This window comes from Bordetella genomosp. 13 (assembly GCF_002119665.1).
Classification (GTDB): Bacteria; Pseudomonadota; Gammaproteobacteria; order Burkholderiales; family Burkholderiaceae_B; genus Bordetella.
In genome coordinates, this window is sequence record NZ_CP021111.1 from 5,112,159 (window position 1) to 5,138,621 (window position 26,463).

The window sequence follows — 26,463 nt, forward strand, 5'->3', positions numbered from 1 at the left end:
CAAGGGCGCAAGCATGGGAATTCTTTCTGGGTACAAGGTGCTGGACTGCTCCATCGCCATGGCCGGTCCGTTCGCCGCGCAGCGGCTGGGCGACCTGGGCGCGGACGTGATCAAGATCGAGCCCATCACGGGTGAGTGGCAGCGCCATGCGCCCGCGGGCGGCATCCGGGGCAACAAGGTCAACGTGTCGTTCCTTTCGCTCAACCGCAACAAGCGCTCGCTCGCGGTGGACCTGAAGAGCGAAGGCGGCCAGGCCATCATCCGCGAGCTGGCCTCGCAGGCGGACGTGTTCGTGCAGAACTACCGGCCGGGCGTGGCCAAGCGGCTGGGGGTCGACTATGAGACCTTGTCGGCCTTGAATCCACGGCTGGTCTACGTGTCCATCTCGGGCTTCGGCGAAGATGGTCCGCATGCGTTGCGGCCTGGCCAGGACCTGCTGCTGCAGGCCATGTCGGGCGCGATGCTGTCCAGCGGCTGCGCCGGCGAGGCGCCGCGCGCGGCCGGGCAGTACGTGGTCGACGCCGTCACGGCCTACTGCGCCTTCGAGGGCGTACTTGCGGCGCTGCTGCACCGCGAACGCACCGGCGAGGGCCAGAAGGTCGAGGTGAACATGCTGGACGCCATCACCACCATCCAGATGCAGGAACTGTCGGTGTACACCGTGGGCGGCAAGCCGCAGCAGCGCAGCGCCGAACCGCACGCGCACGTGTACATCCGGGCGCCCTACGGCACCTTCGCCACCACCGACGGCTACCTGGCTCTGGCCATGCCCGACATGAAGCTGCTGGCCGAGATCGTGAATGAACCACGCCTGCTGGACTATGCGGGCGAGAACGACGGCTGGGAGCATCGCGACGAGATCTACGCACTGGTGCGCACCGCGCTGGCGCGCTCGTCCACGGGCGACTGGTTCGAACGCCTGAACGCGGCAGGCATCTGGTGCAGTCCGGTGTACGGCTACGCCGACCTTGTGGCCGATCCGCAGATCGCGCACAACGGCACCTTTGTCGAGTACGAGCATCCCACCGAAGGCCTCGTGAAGACGCCGGGATTTCCGATCCGGTTCTCGCGCACGCCGTCCAAGGTGACGCGCGGCGCGCCGCTGACGGGCCAGCACACCGCCGAAGTGCTGCGCGAGTTCGGCTACAACGCGGACCAGATCGCGGAGTATGCGGCCAAGGGCGCGATCCTGTGTGGAGAGCAGGCATGACCGCCGTGCCGCATACGGACGGCGCAACGACTCGCGCCTGGCGCTCCATGGAGGCCCGATGAACGCCGGCAGAAACCGCCCTTATCGAGGCCTCACCTGGGACCATCCGCGCGGCTACCGCGCCCTGCAGGCCGCGGCGGAACTGATGCCGCTGATCGAATGGGACACGCATCCGCTGGAGGGCTTCGAGTCCACGCCCATCGCCAGTCTGTGCGCCCGGTACGATCTGGTCGTGCTCGACCACCCGCACCTGGGCGAGGCCCTGGCCCACGACTGCCTGCAGCCGCTGGACGAACTATTCCCCGCCCAGGACCTGGCCCGCATCGCCGCGGCCAGCATCGGGCGCAGCTACGACAGCTACACCATGGCGGGCCGGCAGTGGGCGCTGCCGCTGGACGCCGCCACGCAGGTAATGGCCACGCGTCCCGATCTGCTGGATGAGCCTGTGCCGCGCGACTGGGAGGCCGTGCGCGCACTGTCCGCTCGCACGCGCAAGGTCGCGCTGTCACTGGCCGGCCCGCATGCCGCACTGTCCTTTCTGTCGATCGCCGCGGCGCTGGACCCATCCGCCGACCTGCGCGACGGCGACCGCTGGCACGACCTGGCCGTCGCCATTGAAGCGTGCGCCATGCTGACCGAGCTGGCTGCCTCCAGCCCCGCGTCCGTGCGGGCATGCAATCCCATCGCCCTGCTGGCCCACATGACCCGGCACGACGACGTGGCGCTGTGCCCGCTGGTGTATGGCTACGTCAACTATGCCCACCCGTCGCTGGACCGGCCGCTGTCTTTCCACGACGCGCCCGCGGCCGCGGCGGGCACGCCCGGCTCCATCCTGGGCGGCACGGGCATCGCCATTTCGCGGCGCTGCCAGGCAGGCTCCGAGTTGCGAGCCCACCTGCTGTGGCTGCTGGGCGAATCGGCGCAGACCGGTTTCATCCCCGAACATGAAGGGCAGCCCAGCCACCGCGCCAGCTGGCGATCGCCGCCCCCCGGCATGCCCAGCCCCGAGTTCTACACGCAGACCGTCCGCACGCTGGAGGCCGCATCCATCCGACCGCGGCACGACGGCTATATCGCCTTCCAGGACCGTGCCTCGGCCCTGCTGCGCGACGGGCTGGCCAGCGGCACGCCAGCCGAAGAACTGGCGCGGTCGCTGGCCGCGCTGTACGAACAAAGCCACGCTTCCCACCACGGCAACGCCCGACCATGACGACGCACATCAACCTCAGCATCGACGGCCGAGTGGCCGTCATCGAACTCAACCGCCCCGAGAAGCTGAACGCCATGACGCCCGAGATGGCGGACCAGCTGGTCGATGCCGTGGCGGCGTGCAACGCCGACGGCAACGTGCGCGCGGTCGTGCTCACCGGCGCCGGACCGAAATCCTTCTGCGCCGGATCGGACATCGCCGAGCTGGACACCTACGAGACGCCGTGGGCCTTCCGCAACCGGCGCGAGTACTGCGACTGCATACGTGCGCTGAAGAAGCCGGCCATCGCCGCGATCAACGGCTACGCCTTCGGCGGGGGCCTGGAAATGGCGCTGGCCTGCGACATCCGCATCGCCTCGGACAATGCGCGGCTGGGCGCGCCGGAGATCAAGCTGGGCTGGATCGGCGGCGGCGGCGTGACCGCGCATCTGGTGCACGCCATCGGCCAGTCCAACGCGGCGTGGATGATCCTCACCGGCGAACCCATACGCGCCGAACAGGCGCTGGCGTGGGGCCTGGTCAGTGAAGTGACGGCGCCCGAGGCGCTGCGGGCCCGCGCCCTGGAACTGGCCGGCATGGTGGCCGCGCGCGCGCCCATCGCGGCCGAGACGGCGCGCGCCAACCTGCGCGCCGCGGTCAGCATGCCGCTGGACAAGGCCATCGAATACGAACGCGACCTCCAGACGATCTGCTTCGCCACGGAAGACGCCATGGAGGGCCGGCGCGCGTTCAAGGAAAAACGGACGCCGGAGTTCAAAGGGCGTTAAAGCGCGCAGCGTCCGGCGACCGTCGCCTCGCCGGCAGACACAGTGGCATTTCCATCACCGCCGGGCTCCCGCGGATCGCGGCCGGGGCGTATAACTCTCCGCTCACTTCCCGCGGAGCCCGTATGCCCGACCACGCCGCTGAACCCGACGACTTCGATGGGTCCTGGAAGGTGGCGCTGGACCGCTACTTCCCGCAATTTCAGGCGCTGCTCTGGCCCGGCGTCCACGCCCGCATCGACTGGACGTATCCGCTCGAGACGCTCGATACGGAACTGCAGCAGGTCGTGCGCGATGCCGACGTGGGACGCCGTCATGCGGACAAGCTGTGCAAGGTGCGCATGCTCGGTGGCGCGCCGGTCGTGGTCATCGTCCATGTCGAAGTGCAGGGCCGGCCCGATGCCGATTTCGCCCTGCGGATGTTCCAGTATCGTTATCGGCTGATGGACCGCTACGGCACCGAAGCCATCATCGTCTGGCCGTGTTGACGTATCGACGCTCAGGGCCGGAGCACGCGGTCTATCGATACGAAGACGAGTCGGGCAGCCGTCTGGAATTCGAATTCCCCGTGCTAAATTTGGCCGGTTGGCTGACGCGGTGGGCCGAGCTCCAGGGCCATGCCGAGCACAATCCTTTTGCGGTGGTTGTCATGGCCCAGTTGCGCGCCCATGCCAGCCGCGGCGGCGACCGGCTGCACTGGAAGGTCCAGTTGGTGCGCATGTTGTACCAGTATGCATATCCGCGCGACGACATTCTGGAATTGATCCGCCTCATCGATTGGATGCTGGCCTTGCCGGCCTCGATGGATGCGGCGTTCGTGCAGTCCCTAAGCCATATCACGACGGAGTACGACATCGTGCGCCCCTCCATTTTCGAACGCGTCGAGCAACGCGCCCTGCAGGCCGGCCAACTGGAAGGCCAGATGCTCGGACAGGTCAGCGTACTGCGCCGTCAACTGACACGGCGCTTCGGCCCCTTGCCCGACTGGGCGGAGCAACGCCTGTCCCAGGCCGACGAAGCATCGCTGCTGCAATGGACCGACCGCGTGCTCGACGCCGTTTCCCTGGAAGCCGTGTTCGCCTCCTGAACCTGCTTCGCCAGCCGGCATAGCCGCGACGCACCGACTCAGTACTGCCCCGACTTCCCCGTCAGCGCCACGCCCACCCGCAGCAGCGCATAAGACATCGCATCCACGCAGCGCCGCACCCAGCCGCGCCGGTGGTACTCCTGCGGCACCACGCGCCTGCCACCGGTCTCGATGGCGTGTTCCAGGCGCTGCTGCAGTTCCTGGGCAAACCCGGTATCGTCCACCGCCACGTTCGCTTCGCGCGCCAGCAGCAGGCTGAAGGGGTCGAGGTTGGACGATCCCACGCTGGCGATCTGGTCGATCACCGCCACTTTGGCATGCAGGTAGCCCGGCATGTATTCGTAGATCTCGATGCCGCCGGCCAGCAGCTGCTCGTACAGGGCGCGCGTGGCGTAGTACTGCATGCGGTACTCGGGCTTGCCCTGCAGCAGCATGCGCACCCGCACACCGCGCGCGGCGGCCTGGAGCAGCGCGCGGCGGAACAGCCGGCCGGGAAAGAAATACGCGTTGGAGATCAGGATTTCGTCACGCGCATAGCGGATGCCGTACAGATAGGCGCGTTCGAAGGTCTGGCGATAGCGCACGTTGTCGCGCAGCACCAGCGCGGCGCGGTGCGTGCCCGCCGGCGCGGCGCCGCCGTGCACGGGCTTGCGCAGGCGCAGTTCGCGCCAATCGCGCGGATGGCGTCGAAGGCGCGCCCAGTTCAGCCGCACCCACAACAGATCCTGGGCATAGACGATGTCCGGCACCAGCGGGCCGCATACTTCCACGGCGAAGTCGAAGCGCGGCGCGCCCACTTCGTCGCTGGGCTCCTGGTCGTCGAAGTCGTCGACGATGTTGATGCCGCCGACGAAGGCGCAGCTGCCGTCCACCACCGCCACCTTGCGATGCAGGCGCCGCAGGCGACTGCGCGAGAAGGCCAGCTTGCCGATCCAGCGCGGCTCGGGACGGAAGATGCGGCATTGCCCGCCGGCCTCCACGATCTGCGCCTGCACGTCCAGCGCAGTGGTGTTGCTGCCGAAGCCATCGAGCACCACGCGCACCTTCACGCCGCGCCGCGCCGCCTCCTGCAGGCTTTGCAGCACGCGGCGACCGGTGCGATCGAGAATGAAGATATAGGTTTCCAGGTGCACGCTGGTCTGCGCGCGGTCGATGGCCGCGCACAGGGCGGGAAAGAAATCGGCGCCGTTCTGCAACAGCTTCACGCTGTTGCCCTCGACCCACTTCAGGCCGATACTGCCCGCGTCCTTCAAGGCAGCTCCAGCTCGGCCAGCAAGGGCGCGTGATCCGACAGCCGCGACCATTCGCGGCCATGCAACACACGCGCGCTGCGCACGGCGAAGCCGCGCTGGTAGATGCGATCCAGCCGGAACCACGGGAACATCGCCGGGAAGGTCCGCGGCGGCGGCACGGGACAATACGCGCCGCCCATGCCCAGCTGATTGGTGCGCTCAAGCATGGCCAGGTGGCGGGGCGTGCCGCGCAGCGCGCTGCCCAGCCGGCGCACCGACTCGCGCAGCTTTGGCAGTTCGCCGCCGTGCGAGCGCGGCGCGTGCGAGAACACCTCGTACAGGCCCAGTTGCTGCACGAACAACGGCGCCAGCTTGTCGCCCCAGTCATTGAAGTCGCCGGCGATGACCAGCGGCGCGCCGTCGGGCACCTGGGCCGCGATGCGCTGGGTCAACGCCAGCACCTGGCGGCTGCGGCTGGCGGCGAACAGGCCGAGGTGCACTACGAAGCAATGCACCTCTTGTCCGGCGACCTCGATGCGCGCATGCAGCAGCCCGCGCTGCTCCAGCCGATGGTCGGAGATGTCCTGGTTCTCGAAGTCGAGGATGGGAAAACGCGACAGCAGCGCGTTGCCGTGATCGGAGCGATGTCGGATGGCGTTGCGGCCGTAGGCCACATCCATGTGCAGCGCGGCGGCCAGGGACTGGTGCTGCTGGTCCACCACCGAGGCGGACTCGTTGCGCCCCTGCACCTCTTGCAGGAACACCAGGTCGGGCCGCAGGCCGTACAGGCCGAGACGCAGTTCATTGAGCGACTCGCGCACTCCCAGGGCCGAGCGGCCCTTGTGGATGTTGTAGCTGACGACGCGCAACAAAGACATGGGTGTACGGCGCCCTTCTGAACCACGGAACGGAGGCCGCCGCGCGCGGCGGCCTCTTGCAGCTTACTTCGTTTCGACGCTGCGCAGACGGATGTGCAGTTCGCGCAGCTGCTTCTCGTCGACCGGCGAGGGAGCCTGGGTCAGCAGGTCCTGTGCCCGTTGGGTCTTGGGGAATGCGATCACGTCGCGGATCGACTCTGCGCCGGCCATCATCGTGACGATGCGGTCCAGGCCGAAGGCGATGCCGCCGTGCGGAGGCGCGCCGTACTGCAGCGCGTCCAGCAGGAAGCCGAACTTCTCGCGGGCTTCCTCGGCGCCGATCTTCAGCGCGCGGAACACCTTGCTCTGCACTTCCTCGCGATGGATACGCACCGAGCCGCCGCCGATTTCCCAGCCGTTGAGCACCATGTCGTAGGCCTTGGCGTAGGCCTGGCCCGGATCGGTCTGCAGGAAGTCCTCGTGGCCGTCCTTGGGGCTGGTGAACGGATGGTGGGCGGCCGTGTAGCGACCTTCTTCCTCGTCGTACTCGAACATCGGGAAGTCGATGACCCACAGCGGCTTCCATTCGGCGGTGAACAGGCCGCTCTTCTTGCCGAACTCGCTGTGACCGATCTTCACGCGCAGCGCGCCGATGGCATCGTTCACGACCTTGGCGCGGTCGGCGCCGAAGAAGAGGATGTCGCCGTCCCGTGCACCGGTCCGATCAAGCAATTCCTTCAGAGCAGCGTCATGGATGTTCTTGACGATGGGCGACTGCAAGCCTTCGCGGCCCTTGGCCGTTTCGTTGACCTTGATGTAGGCCAGGCCCTTGGCGCCGTAGATGCCCACGAACTGCGTGTAGGCGTCGATCTCGCTGCGGGGCATGGCGGCGCCGCCCGGCACGCGCAGCGCCACGACGCGGCTGCCCGCGGTGGTGGCCGCCGAGGCGAACACCTTGAATTCCACGTCGCCCATCACGTCGGTGACGTCGGTGAACTCGAGGTTGACGCGCAGGTCGGGCTTGTCGGAGCCGTAGCGCTGCATGGCTTCAGTCCACGTCATCTGCGGGAACGGCGCGGGCAGCTCGACGTTCTGCACCACCTTGAAGACGTGGCGGATCATGCCCTCGAAGATCTCGCGGATCTCGAACTCGTTCAGGAACGAGGTCTCGCAGTCGATCTGCGTGAACTCGGGCTGGCGATCGGCGCGCAGGTCTTCGTCGCGGAAGCACTTGGTGATCTGGTAGTAGCGGTCGAAGCCCGACACCATCAGCATCTGCTTGAACAGCTGCGGCGATTGCGGCAGCGCGAAGAACTGGCCGGGGTTGACGCGCGAAGGCACCAGGTAGTCGCGTGCGCCTTCGGGCGTGCTCTTGGTCAGCATCGGGGTCTCGATGTCGACGAAGCCCAGTTCGTCCAGGAACTTGCGCACCTCGATCGCCACGCGATAGCGCAGCATCAGGTTGCGCTGCATCTGCGGACGGCGCAGGTCCAGCACACGGTGCGTCAGGCGGGTGGTCTCGGACAGGTTGTCGTCATCGAGCTGGAACGGCGGCGTGACCGACGCGTTCAGGATCTCGACTTCCTTGCACAGCACTTCGACTTCGCCGGAGGCGAGATCGGCGTTGGCCGTGCCTTCGGGGCGCTCGCGCACCAGGCCGGTGATGCGGATGCAGAACTCGTTGCGCAGGCGTTCGGCGGTGGCGAAGGCCTCGGCATTGTCCGGATCGAACACGATCTGGGCCAGGCCCGCGCGGTCGCGCATGTCGATGAAGATGACCCCGCCGTGGTCGCGGCGGCGGTTCACCCAACCGTTCAGGGTGACGGTCTGGCCGAGATGGTCACGACAAACCTGGCCGGTATAGCAGGTACGCATTGCGGGATGACTCCGTGTATGAACTTGTTCAGCGTAGCGATGGATCAGGATTCGGCGCGGGGCGCGACGGGCGCCTCCGGCACCGGAGGTACGGACTCGGGCGGGACGCCGGAGTGCGGCGGCGGCGCGACCACGCCCATGGACACGATATATTTCAGCGCGGCGTCGACCGACATCTGCAGCTCGATCACCTGGTCGCGCGGCATCATCAGGAAGAAGCCCGAAGTGGGATTGGGCGTGGTCGGCACGTAGACGCTGAGGTGCTCGCCCGGCAGGTTGGCCGCGACCTCGCCGCTGGGCGAACCCGTGAGGAAGGCGATGGTCCACGAGCCCGCGCGCGGATACTGGATGAGCACGGCCTGGCGGAACGCGCGGCCGTTGGGGGCCAGCACGGTGTCGCTGACCTGCTTGACCGAGTTGTAGATGGAACGCACCAGCGGGATGCGGCCCAGCAGGCGTTCCCATTGCTCGAGCAGGCTGCGGCCCAGCAGATTGGCCGCCAGCATGCCGGTCAGCAGCACGACCAGGATCACCAGTACGAAGCCGAAGCCCGGGATGTTCACGCCGAACAGCGACTGCGACGTAAGGAATCCGGGCACGAAGCCTTCCAGCGTGGTGACCAGCAGGCTCAACACCCAGATGGTGATGGCCAGGGGCACCCACACCAGCAAGCCGGTGATGAAGTACTTCTTGAACATGCTGCGCCGCGCGGCCATCAGGGCGTGGACGGCGACGAGGCCGGCGGCGAGGCCGCGGGCGTCGCGGGCGCGGCGGCGGGCGTGGCCGACGCGGCGGACGAGCCCTCGGACGAGGCCGGCTTGGCGGCGGCGGGCTGCGAGCCGTTGCCGCGGAAGTCGGTCACGTACCAGCCCGAGCCCTTGAGCTGGAAGCCGGCGGCAGTGACTTGCTTGGCATAGGCGGCCTTGCCGCATGCCGGGCAAACGGTCAGGGGAGTGTCGGAGATTTTTTGCAGCACGTCTTCGGCATGGCCGCACTCGGTGCACTTGTAAGCGTAGATGGGCATTGGACGACTACTTGCTGAGAGCCTGGCGTGCCGGATGCCGCCCGCCAGCTGGCAGGGGCGGGCGGACCGCGCAGGCGATCGACCGGGAAAAAAGCACGGGAAAGTGGGGAATTTTAGCTTGAAGACGAGGACAGGGCTTTTACGCGAGTCCTGGCGGCGCGCCGGACCCGGCCCGGCGCGCCGCGGCGTTACAAATAGCCTTACAGCAGGAACATCGCCGCGGCCACCAGCGTGGGGGCCAGGGCGCAGGCGAACAGCCGTCCGGCCGAGATGCTGCCGTCCGGAAAATGGCTTTTGAGTATGGCGAAGCCCGCGGGATTCGGCGCATTGGCGATCACCGTCAGCCCCCCGCCCGTGACCGCGCCCGCCACCAGCATGTAGCGCCAGGTCTCGCTGGTGCCTTCCACCAGCGAGCCCAGGTAAGTCAGCGCGGCGTTGTCGGTGACGGCGGTCAGCGCCGTCGCGCCCCAGAACAGCACCAGCGGCGGCAGGCCTCCCAGCAGGTCCTGCAGCCACCATTTCTGCAGCCCGCCCAGCACCACCAGGCCGGCCAGGAAGAAACCGACCATCAGACCTTCCTTGATCAGCAGGCGGTCCTGGCAGGACTTGTAGGCTTCGGTGAAGCCGATGAACAGCATCAACAGCCCAAGGAACACAGCCGGATGGTGAGCGGAGAGCACCACGCCGGCCAGGAAGAGCACGTGCACCAGCATCACCAGCGGCGGCACGGGCTGGCGCACGGATCCGGCGCTATCGTCCTGCGCTGTCCCGACACCGGCCCGGATCGCGGCGGAGGCCTCCGACAGGGACCGCCTGCAGACGAACGTGAGCACCGCCGCATTGACGATCACCGCCACCGCCGCGCGCCATCCGAACTGTGTGGCCATGTGCGCGGTATCCCAGCCGAAGGTGCTGGCCACCATCAACACGGGCGGCGCGGCGTAGGCGGTCAGCACGCCGCCGATGGACACATTGACGAACAGGGCGCCCAGCGCAAGGTACTTGAACCCGGTGTGGCCGGGCGCGCGGAAGAAGTAGTCGCGCAGCAGCAGCGCGGCCAGCGTCATCGCTGCCGGCTCGGTGATGAAAGAGCCGCCCAGCGGCACCAGCGCCATCACCACGAAGAACGTGGCCAGTTCGCGCCGCATCGGCAGCACGCGGGCCGCCGCGCGCAGCACCAGACTGACCAGTTCGATGACCGGGCGGCTGGCGGCGACCACCATGATGGCGAACACGAACAGCGGCTCGGTGAAGTTGCGCGTGTCCATGTACGCGATGGCGCTTTGCGTGCCGCCCACCGCGGCCATGCATACCAGCAGTACGAAGGCCCAGAAGCCGAACACGGCCTCGACCTCGGACAGCAGGTGCCAGACGCCCGCATGCGGGCCATTGCGGTGCGCCATGCGGGCGAACCAGGAAACGGAAAAAGTGTGCAGGACGGCGATGGCGAACAGCACTGTCGCCACGATCTCGAGGGGCTGGGGCATACCGATAGTCTTATTTGAACGTTGTTGTGGCGCACGCCGACTTGCGCGGGACTATAGCAAGGCTAGCAAGGCGCCCGTCCCGGGCCAGTGCAGGAAAGTCATGCGGCATGCGCCGCCATACAGGATGTGTATAATACACACGACAATATGAGCAGTCGAGAACTCATCAAGACGCTCGAGCACAACGGCCGGATATTGCGCGGGGTCAAAGGATCACATCACGTGTATTCGCACCCGAGCAAACCCGGTCATATCAGCGTGCCCCATCCTAAAAAGGACCTGGGCGTCGGATTGGTCAATCGATTGCTGAAACAAGCAGACCTGAAGTAGCAATCGCCATTACCCGAGCGTGGCAATCTCTTCCGAACGTCTATGAAATATCCCATCGCCATCGAACCCGGTAACCACACACAGGCTTGGGGCGTCGTCGTACCCGACCTTCCGGGATGTTTCTCGGCCGCCGATGACGGCATCGATCAAGCTATCGAGCAAGCCAAGGAAGCTATCAGCCTATGGATCGAGACGGCACTGGATGACGGAGCTGTCATTCCTCCACCCAGCCGTATCACGGACCTGCAAGCTGCCCATCCCGAGTTCGCTGGCTGGGTCTGGGCCATCGTCGAAATAGACCCTGCCGTGATGGACGACACCATAGAGCGGGTCAACATCACATTGCCTCGCCGTATTCTTGCGCGCATCGACGCACGCGCACGCGCAGCGGGTGAAACACGCTCAGGCTACATCGCGCATATGGCTCTGAGCCGCTGAAACGGTACGCTGGGCGCCTCTAACCTTTCTCTGACCCCAGCATCATCCGCGCCCCCTTCTCCGCGATCATCAGCGTCGGCGAGTTGGTGTTGCCCGACGTGATGGTGGGCATGATGGACGCATCGATCACTCGCAGGCCCTGCACCCCATGCACGCGCAGCTGCGCATCCACCACCGCCTGCGCATCGTTGCCCATCTTGCACGTGCCCACTGGATGGAAGATGGTCGTGCCGATCTCGCCGGCGGCCTGCGCCAGTTCGGCATCGCTTTGCAGCTGCGTGCCCGGCCGCCATTCCTCGGGCTCGAAACGCGCCAGCGCGGGCTGCGCGACGATGCGCCGGGTCAGCCGGATGCTGTCGGCGGCCACCTTGCGGTCTTCGTCCGTGGACAGGTAATTGCACAGTATCTCGGGCGGGTCGCACGGGTCGGGCGTGGCGATGCGCACGTGACCGCGGCTGGTGGGCCGCAGGTTGCACACTGACGCCGTGAAGGCCGGGAAGGAATGCAGCGGTTCGCCGAACTTGTCCAGCGACAGCGGCTGCACGTGATACTGCACGTTGGCGCGCGACTGGTCGGGGCTGCTGCGGGCGAAGGCGCCCAACTGCGATGGCGCCATGCTGAGCGGACCGCGGCGCGCGAAGGCGTAGTGCAGGCCCATGGCCGCCTTGCCCCACCAGGTGGCGGCCATCATGTTCAACGTGCGGGCACGCCGCACGCGATAGACCAGGCGCAGCTGCAGGTGGTCCTGCAGGTTGGCGCCCACGCCGGGCAGGTCGTGCACCACCGGCACGCCGCGCGCCTGGAGCAACGCGGCGGGGCCCACTCCCGATACCTGCAGCAGTTGCGCGGAGCCGATGGCGCCGGACGCCAGCACCACTTCGCGTCCGGCTCGCGCGTCGTGCTCGGATCCATCGTCCATGCGATAGCGCACGCCCACGGCGCGCCGGCCGTCGAACAGCACGCGCGACACGTGCGCACCGGTCAACACGTGCAGATTCGGCCTCGCCTTCACCGGACGCAGGAACGCCTTGGCCGCGTTCCACCGCACGCCGCGCCTTTGATTCACCTCGAAATAGTCGCAGCCCTCGTTGTCGCCGCGATTGAAGTCGCGGATGGACGGCACGCCGGCCTGCGCCGCCGCCTCGCGAAAGGCGTCCAGCAGTGGCCAGGTCAGGCGCTGGCGTTCGACCCGCCATTGGCCTCCGACGCCATGGAACTCGTTGGCGCCGCCATGATGGTCTTCGCTGGCCTTGAAGAGGGGCAGCACGTCGTCCCAGCTCCAGCCGGGATTGCCCTGAGCTGCCCAGCCATCGTAGTCGGCGCGCTGGCCGCGCATGTAGATCATGCCGTTGATCGACGAGCTGCCGCCCAGCACCCGGCCGCGCGGATAGCCCAGGCTGCGCCCCGCGATGCCCGGATCGGGCTGGGTGCGGTAGCACCAGTCGGTGCGCGGATTGCCGATGCAGTACAGGTAGCCGACCGGGATGTGGATCCAGTGCCAGTCGTCGCGGCCGCCCGCTTCTAGCAGCAGCACCCGCACCGCGGGATCGGCCGACAGACGGTTGGCCAGCAGGCAGCCGGACGTGCCGGCGCCGACGATCACGTAGTCATAGAGGGGCGCGGGCGGCGCCTGTTCTGCGGTCATGCGCGGGTCTCCTCGCGGCGCCCGGCCTGCGGGCCGGCGCATTCTTTTTGTCCGGCCGTATCTTGCGCCGCGCGTGCGCATCCCGCAAGCCATGCAGCCGGCTCGGAATCGAAGCGGAGAGCCCGCCGAGCATCGATATTTTGAACCTTTCCCGGGTATTCTTGGTCAGTGGTTTTTTCAGTAGGTTGTCAGCAACGCGCCGCCAGGTCCGTCCCATACCAGGACGCGGGCGCCCCTTGGAGAACGTCGGATGCCCGTTTGCCTACTGCCGGCCCTGCCGGCCGCCGTGCCAGCCTTGCCCCTTCCCCACCAGGCCCGGAGCGCTTCATGACGGCGACCGCGACGACGACTGCGGCAGCAGGCACGCCCAACCGCTCGCAGGGTCTGTCCGTCATCGACGGCGTGGGCGTGCTGGTCGGGGTGGTGCTGGGCATCGGCATCTTCGGTTTTCCCCCGCTGGTGGCCCAGAATGCCGGTTCGGTGCCCGTCTACATCGGCATGTGGCTGGCCGGCGGCCTGGTCATGCTGGTCGGCGCTCTCTGCTATGCGGAATTGGGCTCGGCCTATCCCGATTCGGGCGGCGAGTACCACTATCTCAGCCGTGCCTGGGGCCCGAAGGTGGCCCTGCTGTTCGGGTGGGCGCGCGGCACGGTGATCCAGACTGGTTCCATTGCCGTCATCGCTTTCATCTACGGCGAGTACGCCCAACGGCTGCTGCCACTGGGCGAGCATGGCGTCGCGCTGCACGCGGCCATGTCGGTCATCGTGCTGACCGGTCTCAACATCGTCGGCACCCTGCAGTCCAAGCGCCTGCAGTTGGTATTGAGCGTGCTCGAGCTGGCATCGTTGGCCGCCATTGTCGTGGCCGGCCTGATGTCGCTGGGCGCCGACCTGCCGCCCCCGCCGCCGCCCATGCCCATTGAGGGCAGCCTGGCAGGCGCGCTGGGCATGGGCATGGTCTTCGTGCTGCTGACCTACGGCGGTTGGAACGAGGCCGCCTACCTGTGCGGAGAACTGCGCGACCCCGCCCGCAACGTCGTGCGCGTCATGCTGATCGGCACGCTGATCGTGGTGGGCGCATATCTGCTGGTCAACCTGGCGCTGCTGCAGATCTTCGGACTGGGCGGCCTGCAGCGCAGCCAGGCGGTGGGCAGCCAGGTCATGGAGATGGTGGCCGGGCCGTATGCCGGAACGCTGCTGGCCCTGACCGTATGCTGGGGATCTCTTACCACCATCAACGGCACCATCTTCACCGGCGGCCGCGTGTACCACGCGCTGGGCCGCGATCTGCCCGGCCTGCGCAAGCTGTCGGGCTGGACCGAGCGCGGCCAGTCGCCGGCCAACGGCCTGCTGGTGCAGGGCATCATCACCCTGGCGCTGGTGGCCGTCGGCGCGTTCTCGGAAAACGCGGTCGAGTCGCTGGTGGCCTACACCGCGCCGGTGTTCTGGCTCTTCATGATGCTGGTGGCGCTGGCGCTGATCCGGCTGCGCCGCAGCGAGCCCGACCACCCGCGTCCCTTCAAGGTGCCGCTGTACCCGCTGACCCCGCTGCTGCTGGCGCTGACCTGCGCGGGCCTCATCTGGTCCAGCACCGTGTACGCCGGCTTCGGGTCCTTGCTGGGGCTGGGCGTGCTTATCATCGGCGTGCCCGCCATCTACTTCCTGCGTCGGGGCTAGGCCGCTATCTTTTCGGCCTGCTGCTGCGCCGCCTGCGCGCGCCGCAGCGGGCAGTACAGCATCTCGGTCGACAGGCCGTGCAGCACCAGCCGATGGCCGCGCGCAGCGTGGACATCGGCACCAGGGGATGCCTGTTGCCGACCCGTATCAGGCGCTCGAATCCGCCGGCGGATACAGGCGATCCAGCTCCGCCGCCGCGGCCTCCAGCTGTAGCGCCAGGCCCGTGGCGGCGCGCATCATGGGCGGGCGCACTTCGTCGCGCAGCCACCCCTGCCTCGCCAACAAGGCCTTCAACGGCGCAGGATTGGGTTCGGCATACAGCAGCCGGATCACGGGGGCCAGCGCGTGGCACAGCCGCCGCGCGACTTGCAGCTGCTGCGCCTGCAAGGCCTGGAACATCGCCACGAACAGGTCCGCCCGCACATGGGCCGATGCGGCGATGATGCCTGTTCCGCCCAGCGCCACGGTGCCGAAGCCCTGCAGGTCCTCCCCGGCCAGCACCTGCAGGCCGCCATGCGCGATCAAGGCCTGGGTCTTGTCCAGCGAACCGCCGCAATCCTTGATGGCGACGATGTTCGGATGCGCCGCCAGCTCCAGCAGCGTCGCAGTATCCAGCTGCGTTCCCGTTCGGTAAGGAATGTCGTACAGCACCAGCGGCACGTGCGCCGCGTCGGCCAGCGCGCGGAAATGCGCGGCGGCGCCGGCCTGTCCCGGCCGCACATAGGCCGGCGCCGCGGACAGCACGCCGGCCAGCGGCCGGCTGCGCAGCTCCGCCAAGCGGCGCAGCAGCCGCGGCTGGCTCGCGCCGGACAACCCCATGATCACCGGCACGGCGCCGGCGGCCTCCAGCGCGGCATCGAGGGCGAGCAGCTGCTCGTCCTCTTCCAGCGCCGAGGCCTCGCCGGTGCTGCCGCACACGACGAAGCCCGACACGCCCTGCGCGGCATAGTGCCGCACCAGCCGGCGCACCGCGCCCAGGTCGAGCGCGCCGTCGCGAAACGGCGTCACCAGCGGGATCCAGACACCCTGGAAAGAAACGACTTGCGATTGTGCAGACATGAGCACTCCATTGCGATACAGACCGTCGTCGTACCGTTCGGATGTGCCTTCGAGAAAGTGGAGTCGCGGGCCGTTGCTTGCTTCGTGCCGCGCGGTCGGTTCGCCCCTGGGGCGGCCCGGCGGGCTTGGCGCCCTCGCCGCTGTTCCGTCGCCCATCCGACGGAACAGCAAGCTCCGGTCAGATGAGCTGCTGTTTTTTGGCTTTCAGGCCGGCGGCTGCCGTGCCCAGGCTATCAAGGAAGATGCGGCACAGCATTTCCATGCCCTGGCGGTCGGCGTCGTCGAAACGGCCCGGTTCGGGGCTGTCGACATCCCAGACGCCGATCAATTCATCGTTCAGCACCAGCGGCACCACGATTTCCGACCGCGACGCCGCGTCGCAGGCGATGTGGCCGGGGAAGGCGTGCACGTCGGGCACCACCTGCGTCTGGCGCTGGCTGGCGGCGGCGCCGCATACGCCGCGCTGCAGCGCGATGCGCACGCACGCGGGCTTGCCCTGGAACGGCCCCAAGACGAGTTCGGCACCGTCGAAGAAATAGAAGCCCGCCCAGTTGATGTGGGGCACCGCCTGCCACACCAGCGCGCTGAAGTTGGCCGCATTGGCGATGCGGTCGTGTTCGCCCTCGAGCAGCGCGCGCATCTGCGCCGCCAGCTCGGCATAGAGCTGCGGCTTGGAATCGGCGGCGATGGCGGTGGCGGCGAACATCCGGCAATTGTAGCGGCAATGCGCGGAAGCGGGCCGCACCGTGCGCGCTCGCCGTCGGGCGTATCGGGATGGTGAAGAACTGTACCGGCCGAAACCGCACGCAGTGCACCGGCGCGACGCGCGGGACGGCGGGAAGCCTTGTGTGACAATGGTTGCGCAATTTCTGCTCAACTCGATCTTTTCAGGCCGCAGGCACAACCCACCATGGACAAGCCCTTCGAACCCGCGTGCGTGTTCTCCGAACGCGCCCAGCAGCTCACCAGTTCCGCCATCCGAGAAATCCTCAAGGTCACCGAACGGCCCGAGGTCATTTCGTTCGCGGGGGGCCTGCCCTCGCCGGCCGGCTTTCCGGTAGAGGTGGTGCGCGAGGCGTTCGACCGGGTATTGTCCAGCAACGGCCGCGCGGCCCTGCAGTACGGTCCCACCGAGGGCTACGCGCCGCTGCGCGAATGGGTCGCGCAAGACCTCAACCGTGCCGGCGCCAGTGTCACGGCCGACCAGATCCTCATCGTGTCGGGCTCGCAGCAGGGTCTCGACCTGCTGGGCAAGGTGCTGGTCGACCGCGACAGCAAGGTGCTGGTCGAAGACCCCAGCTACCTGGGCGCGCTGCAGTCGTTCAGCCTGTACCAGCCGCGCTTCGCGCCCGTGCCCACCGATGACGGCGGCCTCATCCCCGAGGCCCTCACCCCCGAACTGGCCGAGGGCGGCCGCTTCCTGTATGCCTTGCCCAATTTCCAGAACCCCACGGGGCGCACGCTGAACCGCGAACGCCGCGAAGCCCTGGTGCTGCGGGCCGCGCAACTGGGCCTGCCCATCGTCGAGGACGATCCCTACGGCGAGTTGCGCTACGCGGGCGAGCCCCTGCCCAGCCTGCTGTCGCTGGGTCGAGAGTGCGGCGCCAACGTCATCCGCCTGGGCAGTTTCTCGAAGGTGCTGGCCCCCGGCCTGCGCCTGGGCTACATCGCGGCGGACCGCGGCATCATCCACAAGCTGGTGCAGGCCAAACAGGCCACCGACCTGCACACGCCCACGCTGACGCAGATGGCCGTATACGAGATGGTCAAGGACGGTTTCCTCGCCCGCCACCTGCCCACCGTGCGCGAGATCTACCGCCGGCAGGGCCGCGCCATGCTCGAGGCCGTCGAGCGCGAATTCCCCGCGTCGGCAAGCTGGACGCGTCCCGAGGGCGGCATGTTCCTGTGGGTGACGCTGCCGTCGCACATCGACAGCCAGCAGCTGCTGATGCAGGCCATCGAGCAGAACGTGGCCTTCGTGCCCGGCGGGCCCTTCTATGCCGGAACGCCCAGCCGCAATACACTGCGGCTTAGCTTCGCCACGGTGCCCGAGGACAGGATCCAGGCCGGCATCGCCGTACTGGGCAAGCTGATCCGCCAGCAGGCCTGACGCCCGCGGCGTCTCGGCGTCCCGACGGGTGGCGTCCCGGCGGCCGGCCGCATTGCGGTCGGCCGCGTGTCCTTTTTCAGATACCGCTCGAGCGTGCAGTCCACCACCCCCGATCTCAACGACATCGTCTTCACCGACTGGGTAGAACGCTGGCTGCCCAAATCATGGCGCCCGTATGCGCGCCTGTGCCGCCTGGACCGGCCCATCGGCACCTGGCTGACGCTGCTGCCCTGCATCGCGGCGCTGATCCAGGCCGCCGATGGTTTCCCCGACCTGGGCCGGCTCATCGTCTTCTCGCTGGGCGCGCTGCTGATGCGCGGCATCGGCTGCACGGTCAACGACATGTGGGACCGCGACATCGACAAGCATGTCGAACGCACGCGCTTTCGCCCGCTGACCAGCGGACAGATCACCATGCGCCAGGCCGTCGTCTTCCTGGTCGCGCAGCTGGCCGTATGTGCCTCGCTGCTGTTCTTCATCAACGGCATGAGCCGCTGGCTGGCACTGGCCGTGCTGCCCTTCGTGTTCATCTACCCCTTCTGCAAGCGCGTCACCTACTGGCCGCAGGCCGTACTGGGCATCTGCTTCAACTGGGGCATGCTGATGGCCTGGTCCGACACCCGCGGCGTCGTGCCGCTGGCCGCCGTGGCCATGTGGGTCGGCGCGGTGCTGTGGCAGATCGGCTACGACAGCATCTACGCCTACGTCGACGTGCGCGACGACCGCAGCCTGGGCCTGCGCTCCACCGCCATGCGCTTCGCCGACCGCGGCAAGCTGTGGATCGGCGGCTTCTACGTGGCCACGATCGCGCTGTGGACCTGGGGCGGCTACGACATGGGATTGGGCTGGGGCTACTACGTCGGCATGCTGGCGCTGGCCGCGCACCTGGGCTGGCAGCTGGCCGTGTTCAACCTGCAGCGGCCCGACCGCAATTTCATGCTGTTCCGCGCCAACCTGTGGATCGGCGTGATGCTGGTGGCGGCGGCGCTGGCGGGCACGGTGCTGTAGGCGCCTGGGCCGCCGGGCGCATCACCTACGCCCACCCCTCCAGCCGCAGCGTCGCGCGCACCAGGCGCTGCTCTTCCTGCTCGATCTCGGCCAGGCTCTGGCGCACGCTGTCCACGTGATCGGTGGCGGCCTTGTGCGCCTGGTCGGGCAGGCGGCCGACCACGGCGTTGTACAGCCGCGTGTGCTGGCGATCGATCTGCTGCTTGTGCGGCGGGCGATGGTACAGGTTGTTCACGCAGGCGAATACCGAGCCCAGCAGCAGGTCCGTCAGCGACTGCAGCGTATGCACCAGCACCGCGTTGTGCGAGGCCTCGCAGATGGCGAGGTGGAAGGCATGGTCCAGATGGGCATGTCTGGCGATGTCCGTGTCCTTCCCATGCGCGGCCACCATCTCTTCGTAGCGACGCCGGATCATGATGAAGTCGGCGTCGGTGCCGCGTATGGCGGCCAGCCGCGCCGACTCGCCCTCGAGCAGGGATCGCACCTCGAGCAGGTCGTACAGCGTGCGCGGCTGCGAATTGAACAGGTGCACCAGCGGCCCGGCGTCCACCTGCGAAATCTGCGCGACGTACGAGCCCTTGCCCTGCGCGGTGTGGATGATGCCTCGCGCGCGCAACAGGCGCAGCCCTTCGCGCAGCGCGGTGCGCGACACCGACAGCTTCTCGGTCAAGCGCCGCTCCGAGGGCAGCGCCTGGCCGGCCTTGAGCACGCCATCCAGGATCAGGCGTTCGATGCGTTCGGCCACGACCTCGGCCACCTGTGGCGGCCGCGCAGTCGCTTGCATGTCCATGTCGTCGTTCTCCTTCCTCGCCTGCGGGGGCGTCACGGCGCCATCCATTCCACAAGATGGCGCACGCCGGCCGTAACTGGTATGACCGGCCGCCGCCTATCGGCGGCCCATATCCGCCAGCGCGGCATCAAGTCATTGAAATCAAAGCACGAAATCCGATAAAAGGCGAATTCCCGGCCTCACAAACTGGTATGACCAGTGGTCCGCGCTATGGACATCGGAGGCAAGGCAAGGTGATCATGACGGCGATCCCGCGAACACCACGAGGACATCCGTCCGACCGTGCGGCTGCGCCCCGCAGCCGCCCCTCAACGATCCAGAGACACCCCATGACCGACCGCACCCCGCAACACGGCCTGCAAGTGGCGACCACGCTGTACCGCTTCATCGAGGACGAAGCCCTGCCCGGCACCGGGCTGGACAGCGCCACGTTCTGGCAGGGCTTCGCCGCCCTGGCGCACGACCTGGCGCCGCGCAACCGCGAACTGCTGGCGAAGCGCGACGCGCTGCAGGTCGAGCTGGATGACTGGCACCGCGCCCATCCGGGCCCCATCGCCGATCCGGCCGCCTATCGCAAGTTCCTGGAAGACATCGGCTACCTGCAGCCGCAGCCCGGCGCGGTGAAGGCCGGCACGCAGAACGTCGACAGCGAGATCGCGCAGCAGGCGGGCCCGCAGCTCGTGGTGCCGGTGTCCAACGCGCGCTACGCCCTGAATGCCGCCAACGCCCGGTGGGGCAGCCTGTACGACGCCCTGTACGGCACCGACGCCATCGCGCTGGATGGCGACTTGGCGCCCGGCAATGCCTACAACGCCAAGCGCGGCCAGGCCGTCATCGCGCGCGCCCGCGCCTTCCTGGACGGCGCCGCGCCGCTGGCGCAGGGCTCGCATGCCGATGCCACCGGCTACAGCGTGCGCGACGGCAAGCTGTCGGTCACGCTGAAGCAGGGCGAAACGGGCCTGAAGCACCCCGGGCAATTCCTGGGCTACCAAGGCGAGGCCGCCACGCCCGACGCCGTCCTGCTGCGCAACAACGGCCTGCACTTTGAGATCCAGATCGACCGCAAGCACTCCATCGGCGCCACCGACGCCGCCGGCGTGAAGGACGTGCTGCTCGAGGCCGCGCTGACCACCATCATGGACTGCGAAGACTCGGTGGCCGCGGTCGATGCCGACGACAAGGTGCTGGTCTATCGCAACTGGCTCGGCTTGATGAAGAGCGACCTGGCCGAGGAAGTCACGAAGGGCGGCAAGACCTTCACCCGCCGCCTGAACCCCGACCGCGAATACCGCAAACCCGACGGCGGCACGCTGACGCTGCATGGCCGCTCGCTGATGTTCGTGCGCAACGTGGGCCACCTGATGACCAACCCCGCCGTGCTCGACCGCGACGGCAACGAACTGCCCGAGGGCATCCTCGACGCCGTGGTCACCTCGCTGGCCGCGCTGCACGACCTCAAGAGCCGGCGCAACTCCCGCAACGGCTCGGTCTACATCGTCAAGCCCAAGATGCACGGCCCCGACGAAGTGGCCTTCGCCAGCGAACTGTTCTCGCGCGTGGAAGACCTGCTGGCGCTGCCGCGCAACACGCTGAAGATGGGCATCATGGACGAAGAGCGCCGCACCAGCGTCAACCTGAAGGCCTGCATCCAGGCCGCCGCCGACCGCGTGGCCTTCATCAACACGGGCTTCCTCGACCGCACCGGCGACGAGATGCATTCGTCCATGGAAGCCGGTCCCATGATGCGCAAGGGCGACATGAAGAGCAGCGCCTGGATCGCCGCATACGAGCGCAACAACGTCCTGGTCGGCCTGGACTGCGGCCTGCGCGGCCGCGCGCAGATCGGCAAGGGCATGTGGGCCATGCCCGACATGATGGCCGCCATGCTGGAGCAGAAGATCGGCCATCCCAAGGCCGGCGCGAATACCGCGTGGGTCCCCTCGCCCACCGCCGCCACGCTGCATGCGCTGCACTATCACCAGGTCGACGTGCAGGCCGTCCAGCAAGAACTGGAGAAGACCCGCCTGGACACCGTGCGCGACGAACTGCTGTCGGGCCTGTTGACCGTGCCGGTGGGCACGCCCTCGGAATGGTCTGACGAAGACATCCAGCGCGAACTGGACAACAACGCGCAGGGCATCCTGGGTTACGTGGTGCGCTGGATCGACCAGGGCGTGGGCTGCTCCAAGGTGCCCGACATCAACAACGTGGGCCTGATGGAAGACCGCGCCACGCTGCGCATCTCCAGCCAGCACATCGCCAACTGGCTGCACCACGGCATCACCAACCGCGCCCAGGTCGAAGAGACCTTCCAGCGCATGGCCGCCGTGGTGGACAAGCAGAACGCCAATGACCCGTACTACCGCCCCATGGCGCCGGGCTTCCAGTCCTCGTTCGCCTATCGCGCCGCATGCGCCCTGGTGTTCGAGGGCCTGTCGCAGCCCAACGGCTACACCGAGCCGCTGCTGCACCAGTACCGCCTGGCGTTCAAGGCCGGCCAGGCCTGATGCGGTAGCGGCGCCCCGGTCCGCGCGCCATGCGCGGGCCGGCTTGCATCGCGAATCGCGATGCCTGTCAGCGCCGCGCCGCGTCGCGCGGCGACATGCCGTAGTGGCGGCGGAAGGCGGTGGAGAAGTTGCCCGCGTGCTCGTAGCCCACTTCCAGCGCCACCTGCGTGACGGGCAGGCGAGCCTGGCGGATCAGCGCCATGGCGTGCCGCATGCGCGCGGCCAGCAGATACTCCGACAGCGTCACGCCCTGCACCGCCTTGAAGGCGCGCTCCAGCTTGGACACGCTGACGCCCGCCTGGCCCGCCAGTTCATGCACGCTGGGCGGGTCGCGCAGGGCATCGGCCAGCCGCGCCGCGGCGCGCTCGGCGATGGCGCGGTCGCGCGGCCGCGGGTCGCACGGCGCGTCGCCGGACTGCAGCATCAGCGTGAAGAAGTCGCGCAGCACGTCCTGCGTGCGGGACTGCAGGCGCAGGCGCCGCGCGACACGATCGTCCATGGGATCGAAGAAGCATTGCGCCGCCCGCCGCATCGAGGCCGACAGGCCCGCATGGAACAGCGCGAACGGGTCGGGCTCGCCGCCCAGATAGCGGGCCAGCGCGCCGTCATAGCGGCCGGCGTCCAGGCCCAGTTCCTGCACCAGATAGTCACGCGTGCACGAGATGGTCACCGAGCGCTCGCGCTCGCCCGACCGGAACAGCTCGAGCTTGCGGGCGCCGCGCGGCTGCAACAGCGCGCTGCACGAGTCCGCCCCGATGGCATGCACCGGCTCGCGCCCGTCGGTGATCGCGGACTGGCCTGCCAGCCGCAGATGGATCTTCAGCGCACCGCTGCAGTCGTAGTGCTCTTCGGTGGCGCCGGGCCGCGCCACTTCCGCCCAGCTGGCCGACAGGCCGGGGCCGAACACCAGGGTGTCGCGATAGCCCTGCATGCCCGGCCCCACCGGCCGCGACGCGATGAAGCACGCCGAACCCGCCGCCGCGATGTCGATCACCTCGAACGAATGCGGAACATAAGCGTGCAGTCCCGCAGCCACGACGGGAGTCATGGCGGTAGCGGGGCCGGGGACGTGCGCAATCATGGCGGCCACGTTACCGGCCCGCTTCCGCCAGCGTCAAGCCGACGACCCGGCAAGCGCACCGCATCGCGGGTAAACCCGTATTCATGCGGCTTTGCAGTATGGCCTGCCCACCGCGCAAACAAAACTGCCGCCCGCACAGAAGCGCGATGCGCGGCGGATGGCTAAGCTGGACCGCATTTTTCCGACTTTCCGTTGCCATGGCCGACGCCCTGCCCCATCCCAAGTTTTCCTCGACCCGCCGCGCGGGCCCGCTGGTGTTCGTCTCGGGCCAGATGGCCTTCGGCACAGACCTGCGCATCGTCGGCAACGATGTCGTCGAGCAGACCCGCACCTGCCTCGAGCACATCGAGCGCCATCTGTCGGCCGTGGGCCTGACCCGCGCCGACATCGTGAAGACCACCGTCTGGCTCACACGCGTCGACGATTTCCGGGCCTTCGACCAGGCCTATGGCGGCTTCTTCGAGGGCATGACCCTGCCGTCCCGCTCCACCGTACGTGCGGACCTGATGCTGCCGGGCGCGCTGGTGGAGATCGAGGCCATCGCGCAGATCAAGGAGACGCAACGATGAGCAGCCATCCCGGACAGGACGCCGCGATCGACTGGATCAAGCGCCTGGTGTCCATCGACACCACCAGCCGCAATTCGAACCTGGGCCTCATCGAGATGGTGCGCGACGAATTGCGCCGCGCCGGCATCGATGCCCATCTCAGCCACGACAGCAGCGGGGCCAAGGCCAACCTGTACGCCACCGTGCCGGCAGCCGACGGCGCCACGCAGGGCGGCATCGTGCTGTCCGGCCACACCGACACCGTGCCGGTGGACGGGCAGCAATGGGACCACGATCCGTTCTCGCCCGAGATCCGCGACGGCAGGCTGTACGGCCGCGGGACATGCGACATGAAGGGCTTCATCGGCACGGCGCTGTCCATGCTGCCGCGCCTGGTCGATACGCGCCTGGCCAAGCCGGTGCACTTCGCGCTGTCGTACGACGAGGAAATGGGCTGCCTGGGCGCGCCCATCATGCTGGCCGACCTGAAGGCGCGCGGCGTGCGCCCCGAAGGCTGCATCGTAGGTGAGCCCACCTCGATGCGCGTGATCGTGGCGCACAAAGGCATCAATGTGTGGCGCTGCTGCGTGCGCGGGCATGCCTCGCATTCGTCGCTGACGCCGCGCGGCCTGAACGCCATCGAGTATGCGGCGCGGCTGATCTGCTTCATCCGCGACCTGGCCGACGAGATGCGCCGCGAAGGCCCGTTCGACCAGGCCTTCGACGTGCCCTTCAGCACCGCGCAGGTCGGCACCATCACGGGCGGCATCGCGGTCAACACCATTCCGGCGCTGTGCCAGTTCGAGTTCGAGCACCGCAACCTGCCGGGCGCCGATCCGCAGCGCTTCTTCGCCCGCATCCACGAGTACGCGCAAGAGGTGCTGCTGCCGCGCATGCGCGCCGAGCACCCGAACGCCGCCATCGAGCTCGAGTCGCTGGCCGGCGCGCCCTCGCTGGACGCCGCCGAGCAGACCGCCATCACGCAGCTGGTGCGCGCCCTGACCGCCGACCGCGAAACGCGCAAGGTGGCCTACGGCACCGAGGCCGGCCAGTTCCAGCAGGCCGGCATTCCTTCGGTGATCTGCGGCCCGGGCGACATCCAGCAGGCGCACAAGCCCAATGAATACGTTGCGCTGGACCAGGTCGCGCAATGCGCCGACTTCCTGAACAAAGTGATCGACAGCCTCGCGCTGGACCAACAGCCCTCTGCGGAACCCATACCGTCATGAACACCGCCGCTACTCTTTCCACGCCCGTCGGCAAGCGCAAGGTCTCGTCCTCGCGCATCATCGCCTCGGCCTCGATCGGCAACGCGCTCGAATGGTTCGACCTCGTGGTCTACGGCTTCTTCGCCGTGATCATCTCGAAGCTGTTCTTCCCCTCGACCAACGAGACCGTCTCGCTGCTGCTGACGCTGGGCACGTTCGGCGTGTCGTTCTTCATGCGGCCGCTGGGCGCGCTGGTGCTGGGCGTGTACGCCGACCGCGTCGGCCGGCGCGCCACGCTGACGCTGTCCATCATGCTGATGATGCTGGGCACGCTGCTGATCGCCATCATGCCGACCTACGATAGCATCGGCATCTGGGCGCCCATCGGCATCGTGGTCGCGCGCATGATCCAGGGCTTCTCGGCGGGCGGCGAGTTCGGCAGCGCCACCGCCTTCCTGGCGGAGCACACGCCCAACCGGCGCGGCTTCTTCGCCAGCTGGCAGGTGGCCAGCCAGGGCCTCACCACGCTGCTGGCAGCCGGCTTCGGCGCAGGCCTCACGCAGTGGCTGACGCCCGAACAGCTGAACAGCTGGGGCTGGCGCATTCCCTTCTTCTTCGGCCTGTTGATCGGTCCGGTCGCCTACTACATCCGCACCCGCATCGACGAGACCCCCGACTTCCTCGAGGCGGGGCCGAACGAGACGCCGCTGGCCGACACCTTCGCGCACAACCGCCTGCGGCTGCTGCTTGCCATCGGCACCGTGGTGCTGGGCACCGTGGCCACGTACCTGGTGCTGTACATGCCCACCTATGCCACCAAGACGCTGAAGATCCCGCAGTCGGCGGCCTTCGCCGCAACGCTGGCCACCGGCATCGTGCAATTCGTGGTCGCGCCGCTGGTGGGGCACTGGTCCGACCGCCATGGCCGCACCGGCATCATGCTGCTGTCGGCCTCGCTGTTCGTGGTGCTGATCTATCCGCTGTTCCACCTGCTGGCCAGCTCGCCCACCTTCGGCACGATGATAGGCGTGCAGATCATCATCGGCGTGCTGCTGGCCGGCTACTTCGGCGCGCTGCCGGCCCTGCTCAGCGATCTCTTCCCCACGCGCACGCGCACCACCGGCATGTCGCTCGCCTACAGCATCGCGGTTACCATCTTCGGTGGCTTCGCGCCGTTCATCATCACGTGGCTAATCTCGGCCACCGGCGATCCCTACGCGCCCAGCTTCTATCTCATCTTCGCCGCCCTCATCAGCATCGCCGCGCTGGCGGGCGTACGCAGCCGCCTCGGCCTGCGCTGATACATCCCAGGCTAC

The 26,463-nt window shown here is 67.9% G+C and carries 25 protein-coding genes and 1 pseudogene; 14 read left to right on the forward strand and 12 right to left on the reverse strand.

Going from position 1 to position 26,463, the window contains the following annotated elements; translation table 11 throughout:
* Nucleotides 1-13: 13 nt before the first annotated feature.
* From CAL15_RS23085 to CAL15_RS23105, 5 genes are all read left to right on the forward strand, one after another.
* Entirely contained in the window at nucleotides 14-1,210 is a 1,197-nt protein-coding gene (locus CAL15_RS23085; RefSeq protein ID WP_086080642.1) for a CaiB/BaiF CoA transferase family protein, read from the forward strand.
* Nucleotides 1,211-1,268: 58 nt separating this feature from the next.
* Nucleotides 1,269-2,420, forward strand: coding sequence for an extracellular solute-binding protein (locus tag CAL15_RS23090; protein ID WP_086080643.1), 1,152 nt, complete (start codon nucleotides 1,269-1,271; stop codon nucleotides 2,418-2,420).
* Nucleotides 2,417-3,187, forward strand: coding sequence for an enoyl-CoA hydratase/isomerase family protein (locus CAL15_RS23095; RefSeq protein WP_086080644.1), 771 nt, complete (start codon nucleotides 2,417-2,419; stop codon nucleotides 3,185-3,187). The genes CAL15_RS23090 and CAL15_RS23095 overlap by 4 nt, the downstream gene beginning before the upstream one ends.
* Nucleotides 3,188-3,309: 122 nt before the next feature.
* Nucleotides 3,310-3,672 (forward strand): hypothetical protein, encoded by a 363-nt coding sequence (locus tag CAL15_RS23100; protein WP_086080645.1) that lies wholly within the window; start codon nucleotides 3,310-3,312, stop codon nucleotides 3,670-3,672.
* 80 nt (nucleotides 3,673-3,752) lie between these two features.
* Nucleotides 3,753-4,271: a hypothetical protein gene (locus CAL15_RS23105; protein WP_157666722.1), complete on the forward strand. Its 519-nt coding sequence runs from the start codon at nucleotides 3,753-3,755 to the stop codon at nucleotides 4,269-4,271.
* 38 nt (nucleotides 4,272-4,309) lie between these two features.
* Here the strand turns inward: CAL15_RS23105 and clsB are convergent, their stop codons facing one another.
* The 6 genes from clsB to CAL15_RS23135 all read right to left on the reverse strand — a co-directional run bounded on the left by clsB (nucleotide 4,310) and on the right by CAL15_RS23135 (nucleotide 10,746).
* Nucleotides 4,310-5,575, reverse strand: a complete 1,266-nt coding sequence (gene clsB / locus CAL15_RS23110) for a cardiolipin synthase ClsB (RefSeq protein WP_086080647.1) — start codon at nucleotides 5,573-5,575, stop codon at nucleotides 4,310-4,312.
* Nucleotides 5,521-6,381, reverse strand: coding sequence for an endonuclease/exonuclease/phosphatase family protein (locus CAL15_RS23115; RefSeq protein WP_086080648.1), 861 nt, complete (start codon nucleotides 6,379-6,381; stop codon nucleotides 5,521-5,523). Before CAL15_RS23115 ends, clsB begins: the two co-directional genes overlap by 55 nt.
* Before the next feature lie 63 nt (nucleotides 6,382-6,444).
* Nucleotides 6,445-8,235 (reverse strand): aspartate--tRNA ligase, encoded by a 1,791-nt coding sequence (aspS, locus tag CAL15_RS23120; protein ID WP_086080649.1) that lies wholly within the window; start codon nucleotides 8,233-8,235, stop codon nucleotides 6,445-6,447.
* 44 nt (nucleotides 8,236-8,279) lie between these two features.
* On the reverse strand, nucleotides 8,280-8,933 hold the full coding sequence (locus tag CAL15_RS23125; RefSeq protein WP_086081258.1) for a DUF502 domain-containing protein: 654 nt from the start codon (nucleotides 8,931-8,933) through the stop codon (nucleotides 8,280-8,282).
* Between the two features lie 17 nt (nucleotides 8,934-8,950).
* Entirely contained in the window at nucleotides 8,951-9,259 is a 309-nt protein-coding gene (locus tag CAL15_RS23130; RefSeq protein WP_086080650.1) for an FmdB family zinc ribbon protein, read from the reverse strand.
* A 200-nt stretch (nucleotides 9,260-9,459) separates the two neighbouring features.
* Nucleotides 9,460-10,746: a putative Na+/H+ antiporter gene (locus tag CAL15_RS23135; RefSeq protein ID WP_086080651.1), complete on the reverse strand. Its 1,287-nt coding sequence runs from the start codon at nucleotides 10,744-10,746 to the stop codon at nucleotides 9,460-9,462.
* Nucleotides 10,747-10,893: 147 nt separating this feature from the next.
* On the opposite strand from CAL15_RS23135, the gene CAL15_RS23140 reads away from it, so the two are divergent.
* A complete protein-coding gene (locus CAL15_RS23140; protein ID WP_086080652.1) occupies nucleotides 10,894-11,076 on the forward strand; it encodes a type II toxin-antitoxin system HicA family toxin in 183 nt (60 codons plus the stop codon).
* Nucleotides 11,077-11,118: 42 nt separating this feature from the next.
* A complete protein-coding gene (locus CAL15_RS23145; RefSeq protein ID WP_086080653.1) occupies nucleotides 11,119-11,514 on the forward strand; it encodes a type II toxin-antitoxin system HicB family antitoxin in 396 nt (131 codons plus the stop codon).
* A gap of 19 nt (nucleotides 11,515-11,533) precedes the next feature.
* Here CAL15_RS23145 and CAL15_RS23150 read toward each other — a convergent pair whose 3' ends face one another.
* Nucleotides 11,534-13,159, reverse strand: coding sequence for a GMC family oxidoreductase (locus CAL15_RS23150; protein WP_086080654.1), 1,626 nt, complete (start codon nucleotides 13,157-13,159; stop codon nucleotides 11,534-11,536).
* Between the two features lie 327 nt (nucleotides 13,160-13,486).
* On the opposite strand from CAL15_RS23150, the gene CAL15_RS23155 reads away from it, so the two are divergent.
* Nucleotides 13,487-14,836: an APC family permease gene (locus tag CAL15_RS23155; protein WP_086080655.1), complete on the forward strand. Its 1,350-nt coding sequence runs from the start codon at nucleotides 13,487-13,489 to the stop codon at nucleotides 14,834-14,836.
* Here the strand turns inward: CAL15_RS23155 and CAL15_RS24865 are convergent.
* The 3 genes and pseudogenes from CAL15_RS24865 to CAL15_RS23165 all read right to left on the reverse strand — a co-directional run.
* Nucleotides 14,833-15,002, reverse strand: a pseudogene (locus CAL15_RS24865) (DUF6999 family protein); the annotation flags it as partial. The gene CAL15_RS23155 and the pseudogene CAL15_RS24865 overlap by 4 nt on opposite strands.
* Nucleotides 14,984-15,895 carry a 4-hydroxy-tetrahydrodipicolinate synthase gene (dapA, locus tag CAL15_RS23160; protein ID WP_086080656.1) on the reverse strand — a complete coding sequence of 304 codons (912 nt, stop codon included), beginning with the start codon at nucleotides 15,893-15,895 and terminating at the stop codon, nucleotides 14,984-14,986. The pseudogene CAL15_RS24865 and the gene dapA, both read right to left, overlap by 19 nt.
* A 178-nt stretch (nucleotides 15,896-16,073) precedes the next feature.
* A complete protein-coding gene (locus tag CAL15_RS23165; protein ID WP_086080657.1) occupies nucleotides 16,074-16,601 on the reverse strand; it encodes a GAF domain-containing protein in 528 nt (175 codons plus the stop codon).
* A 204-nt stretch (nucleotides 16,602-16,805) separates the two neighbouring features.
* Between CAL15_RS23165 and CAL15_RS23170 the strand changes: the two genes are divergently transcribed.
* On the forward strand, nucleotides 16,806-18,005 hold the full coding sequence (locus CAL15_RS23170) for an aminotransferase-like domain-containing protein (protein ID WP_086080658.1): 1,200 nt from the start codon (nucleotides 16,806-16,808) through the stop codon (nucleotides 18,003-18,005).
* Nucleotides 18,006-18,071: 66 nt separating this feature from the next.
* On the forward strand, nucleotides 18,072-19,013 hold the full coding sequence (gene ubiA / locus CAL15_RS23175; RefSeq protein WP_232468063.1) for a 4-hydroxybenzoate octaprenyltransferase: 942 nt from the start codon (nucleotides 18,072-18,074) through the stop codon (nucleotides 19,011-19,013).
* Nucleotides 19,014-19,038: 25 nt separating this feature from the next.
* Here ubiA and glcC read toward each other — a convergent pair whose 3' ends face one another.
* Nucleotides 19,039-19,803, reverse strand: a complete 765-nt coding sequence (glcC, locus tag CAL15_RS23180) for a transcriptional regulator GlcC (RefSeq protein WP_086080659.1) — start codon at nucleotides 19,801-19,803, stop codon at nucleotides 19,039-19,041.
* Between the two features lie 329 nt (nucleotides 19,804-20,132).
* Here glcC and CAL15_RS23185 point away from each other — a divergent pair, with 329 nt between their 5' ends.
* Complete coding sequence (locus CAL15_RS23185; protein WP_086080660.1) at nucleotides 20,133-22,310, forward strand: malate synthase G; 2,178 nt, start codon at nucleotides 20,133-20,135, stop codon at nucleotides 22,308-22,310.
* A gap of 67 nt (nucleotides 22,311-22,377) precedes the next feature.
* Here CAL15_RS23185 and CAL15_RS23190 read toward each other — a convergent pair whose 3' ends face one another.
* Entirely contained in the window at nucleotides 22,378-23,391 is a 1,014-nt protein-coding gene (locus tag CAL15_RS23190) for a helix-turn-helix transcriptional regulator (protein WP_086080661.1), read from the reverse strand.
* 197 nt (nucleotides 23,392-23,588) lie between these two features.
* Between CAL15_RS23190 and CAL15_RS23195 the strand changes: the two genes are divergently transcribed.
* The 3 genes from CAL15_RS23195 to CAL15_RS23205 are packed head-to-tail and all read left to right on the forward strand — an operon-like array spanning nucleotide 23,589 to nucleotide 26,448.
* Entirely contained in the window at nucleotides 23,589-23,960 is a 372-nt protein-coding gene (locus CAL15_RS23195; RefSeq protein WP_086080662.1) for a RidA family protein, read from the forward strand.
* Nucleotides 23,957-25,168, forward strand: coding sequence for an acetylornithine deacetylase (gene argE, locus CAL15_RS23200; RefSeq protein WP_086080663.1), 1,212 nt, complete (start codon nucleotides 23,957-23,959; stop codon nucleotides 25,166-25,168). Before CAL15_RS23195 ends, argE begins: the two co-directional genes overlap by 4 nt.
* On the forward strand, nucleotides 25,165-26,448 hold the full coding sequence (locus CAL15_RS23205; RefSeq protein WP_086080664.1) for an MFS transporter: 1,284 nt from the start codon (nucleotides 25,165-25,167) through the stop codon (nucleotides 26,446-26,448). Before argE ends, CAL15_RS23205 begins: the two co-directional genes overlap by 4 nt.
* The last annotated feature ends 15 nt before the right edge of the window (nucleotides 26,449-26,463 follow it).

Coding starts and splice junctions, on each gene's coding strand:
- CAL15_RS23085 (WP_086080642.1), top strand. CDS start 14: ATGGGAATTCTTTCTGGGTACAAGGTGCTGGACTGCTCCATCGCCATG.
- CAL15_RS23090 (WP_086080643.1), top strand. CDS start 1,269: ATGAACGCCGGCAGAAACCGCCCTTATCGAGGCCTCACCTGGGACCAT.
- CAL15_RS23095 (WP_086080644.1), top strand. CDS start 2,417: ATGACGACGCACATCAACCTCAGCATCGACGGCCGAGTGGCCGTCATC.
- CAL15_RS23100 (WP_086080645.1), top strand. CDS start 3,310: ATGCCCGACCACGCCGCTGAACCCGACGACTTCGATGGGTCCTGGAAG.
- clsB (WP_086080647.1), bottom strand. CDS start 5,575: ATGGTCGCGGCTGTCGGATCACGCGCCCTTGCTGGCCGAGCTGGAGCT.
- CAL15_RS23115 (WP_086080648.1), bottom strand. CDS start 6,381: ATGTCTTTGTTGCGCGTCGTCAGCTACAACATCCACAAGGGCCGCTCG.
- aspS (WP_086080649.1), bottom strand. CDS start 8,235: ATGCGTACCTGCTATACCGGCCAGGTTTGTCGTGACCATCTCGGCCAG.
- CAL15_RS23125 (WP_086081258.1), bottom strand. CDS start 8,933: ATGTTCAAGAAGTACTTCATCACCGGCTTGCTGGTGTGGGTGCCCCTG.
- CAL15_RS23130 (WP_086080650.1), bottom strand. CDS start 9,259: ATGCCCATCTACGCTTACAAGTGCACCGAGTGCGGCCATGCCGAAGAC.
- CAL15_RS23135 (WP_086080651.1), bottom strand. CDS start 10,746: ATGCCCCAGCCCCTCGAGATCGTGGCGACAGTGCTGTTCGCCATCGCC.
- CAL15_RS23140 (WP_086080652.1), top strand. CDS start 10,894: ATGAGCAGTCGAGAACTCATCAAGACGCTCGAGCACAACGGCCGGATA.
- CAL15_RS23145 (WP_086080653.1), top strand. CDS start 11,119: ATGAAATATCCCATCGCCATCGAACCCGGTAACCACACACAGGCTTGG.
- CAL15_RS23150 (WP_086080654.1), bottom strand. CDS start 13,159: ATGACCGCAGAACAGGCGCCGCCCGCGCCCCTCTATGACTACGTGATC.
- CAL15_RS23155 (WP_086080655.1), top strand. CDS start 13,487: ATGACGGCGACCGCGACGACGACTGCGGCAGCAGGCACGCCCAACCGC.
- dapA (WP_086080656.1), bottom strand. CDS start 15,895: ATGTCTGCACAATCGCAAGTCGTTTCTTTCCAGGGTGTCTGGATCCCG.
- CAL15_RS23165 (WP_086080657.1), bottom strand. CDS start 16,601: ATGTTCGCCGCCACCGCCATCGCCGCCGATTCCAAGCCGCAGCTCTAT.
- CAL15_RS23170 (WP_086080658.1), top strand. CDS start 16,806: ATGGACAAGCCCTTCGAACCCGCGTGCGTGTTCTCCGAACGCGCCCAG.
- glcC (WP_086080659.1), bottom strand. CDS start 19,803: ATGGACATGCAAGCGACTGCGCGGCCGCCACAGGTGGCCGAGGTCGTG.
- CAL15_RS23185 (WP_086080660.1), top strand. CDS start 20,133: ATGACCGACCGCACCCCGCAACACGGCCTGCAAGTGGCGACCACGCTG.
- CAL15_RS23190 (WP_086080661.1), bottom strand. CDS start 23,391: ATGATTGCGCACGTCCCCGGCCCCGCTACCGCCATGACTCCCGTCGTG.
- CAL15_RS23195 (WP_086080662.1), top strand. CDS start 23,589: ATGGCCGACGCCCTGCCCCATCCCAAGTTTTCCTCGACCCGCCGCGCG.
- argE (WP_086080663.1), top strand. CDS start 23,957: ATGAGCAGCCATCCCGGACAGGACGCCGCGATCGACTGGATCAAGCGC.
- CAL15_RS23205 (WP_086080664.1), top strand. CDS start 25,165: ATGAACACCGCCGCTACTCTTTCCACGCCCGTCGGCAAGCGCAAGGTC.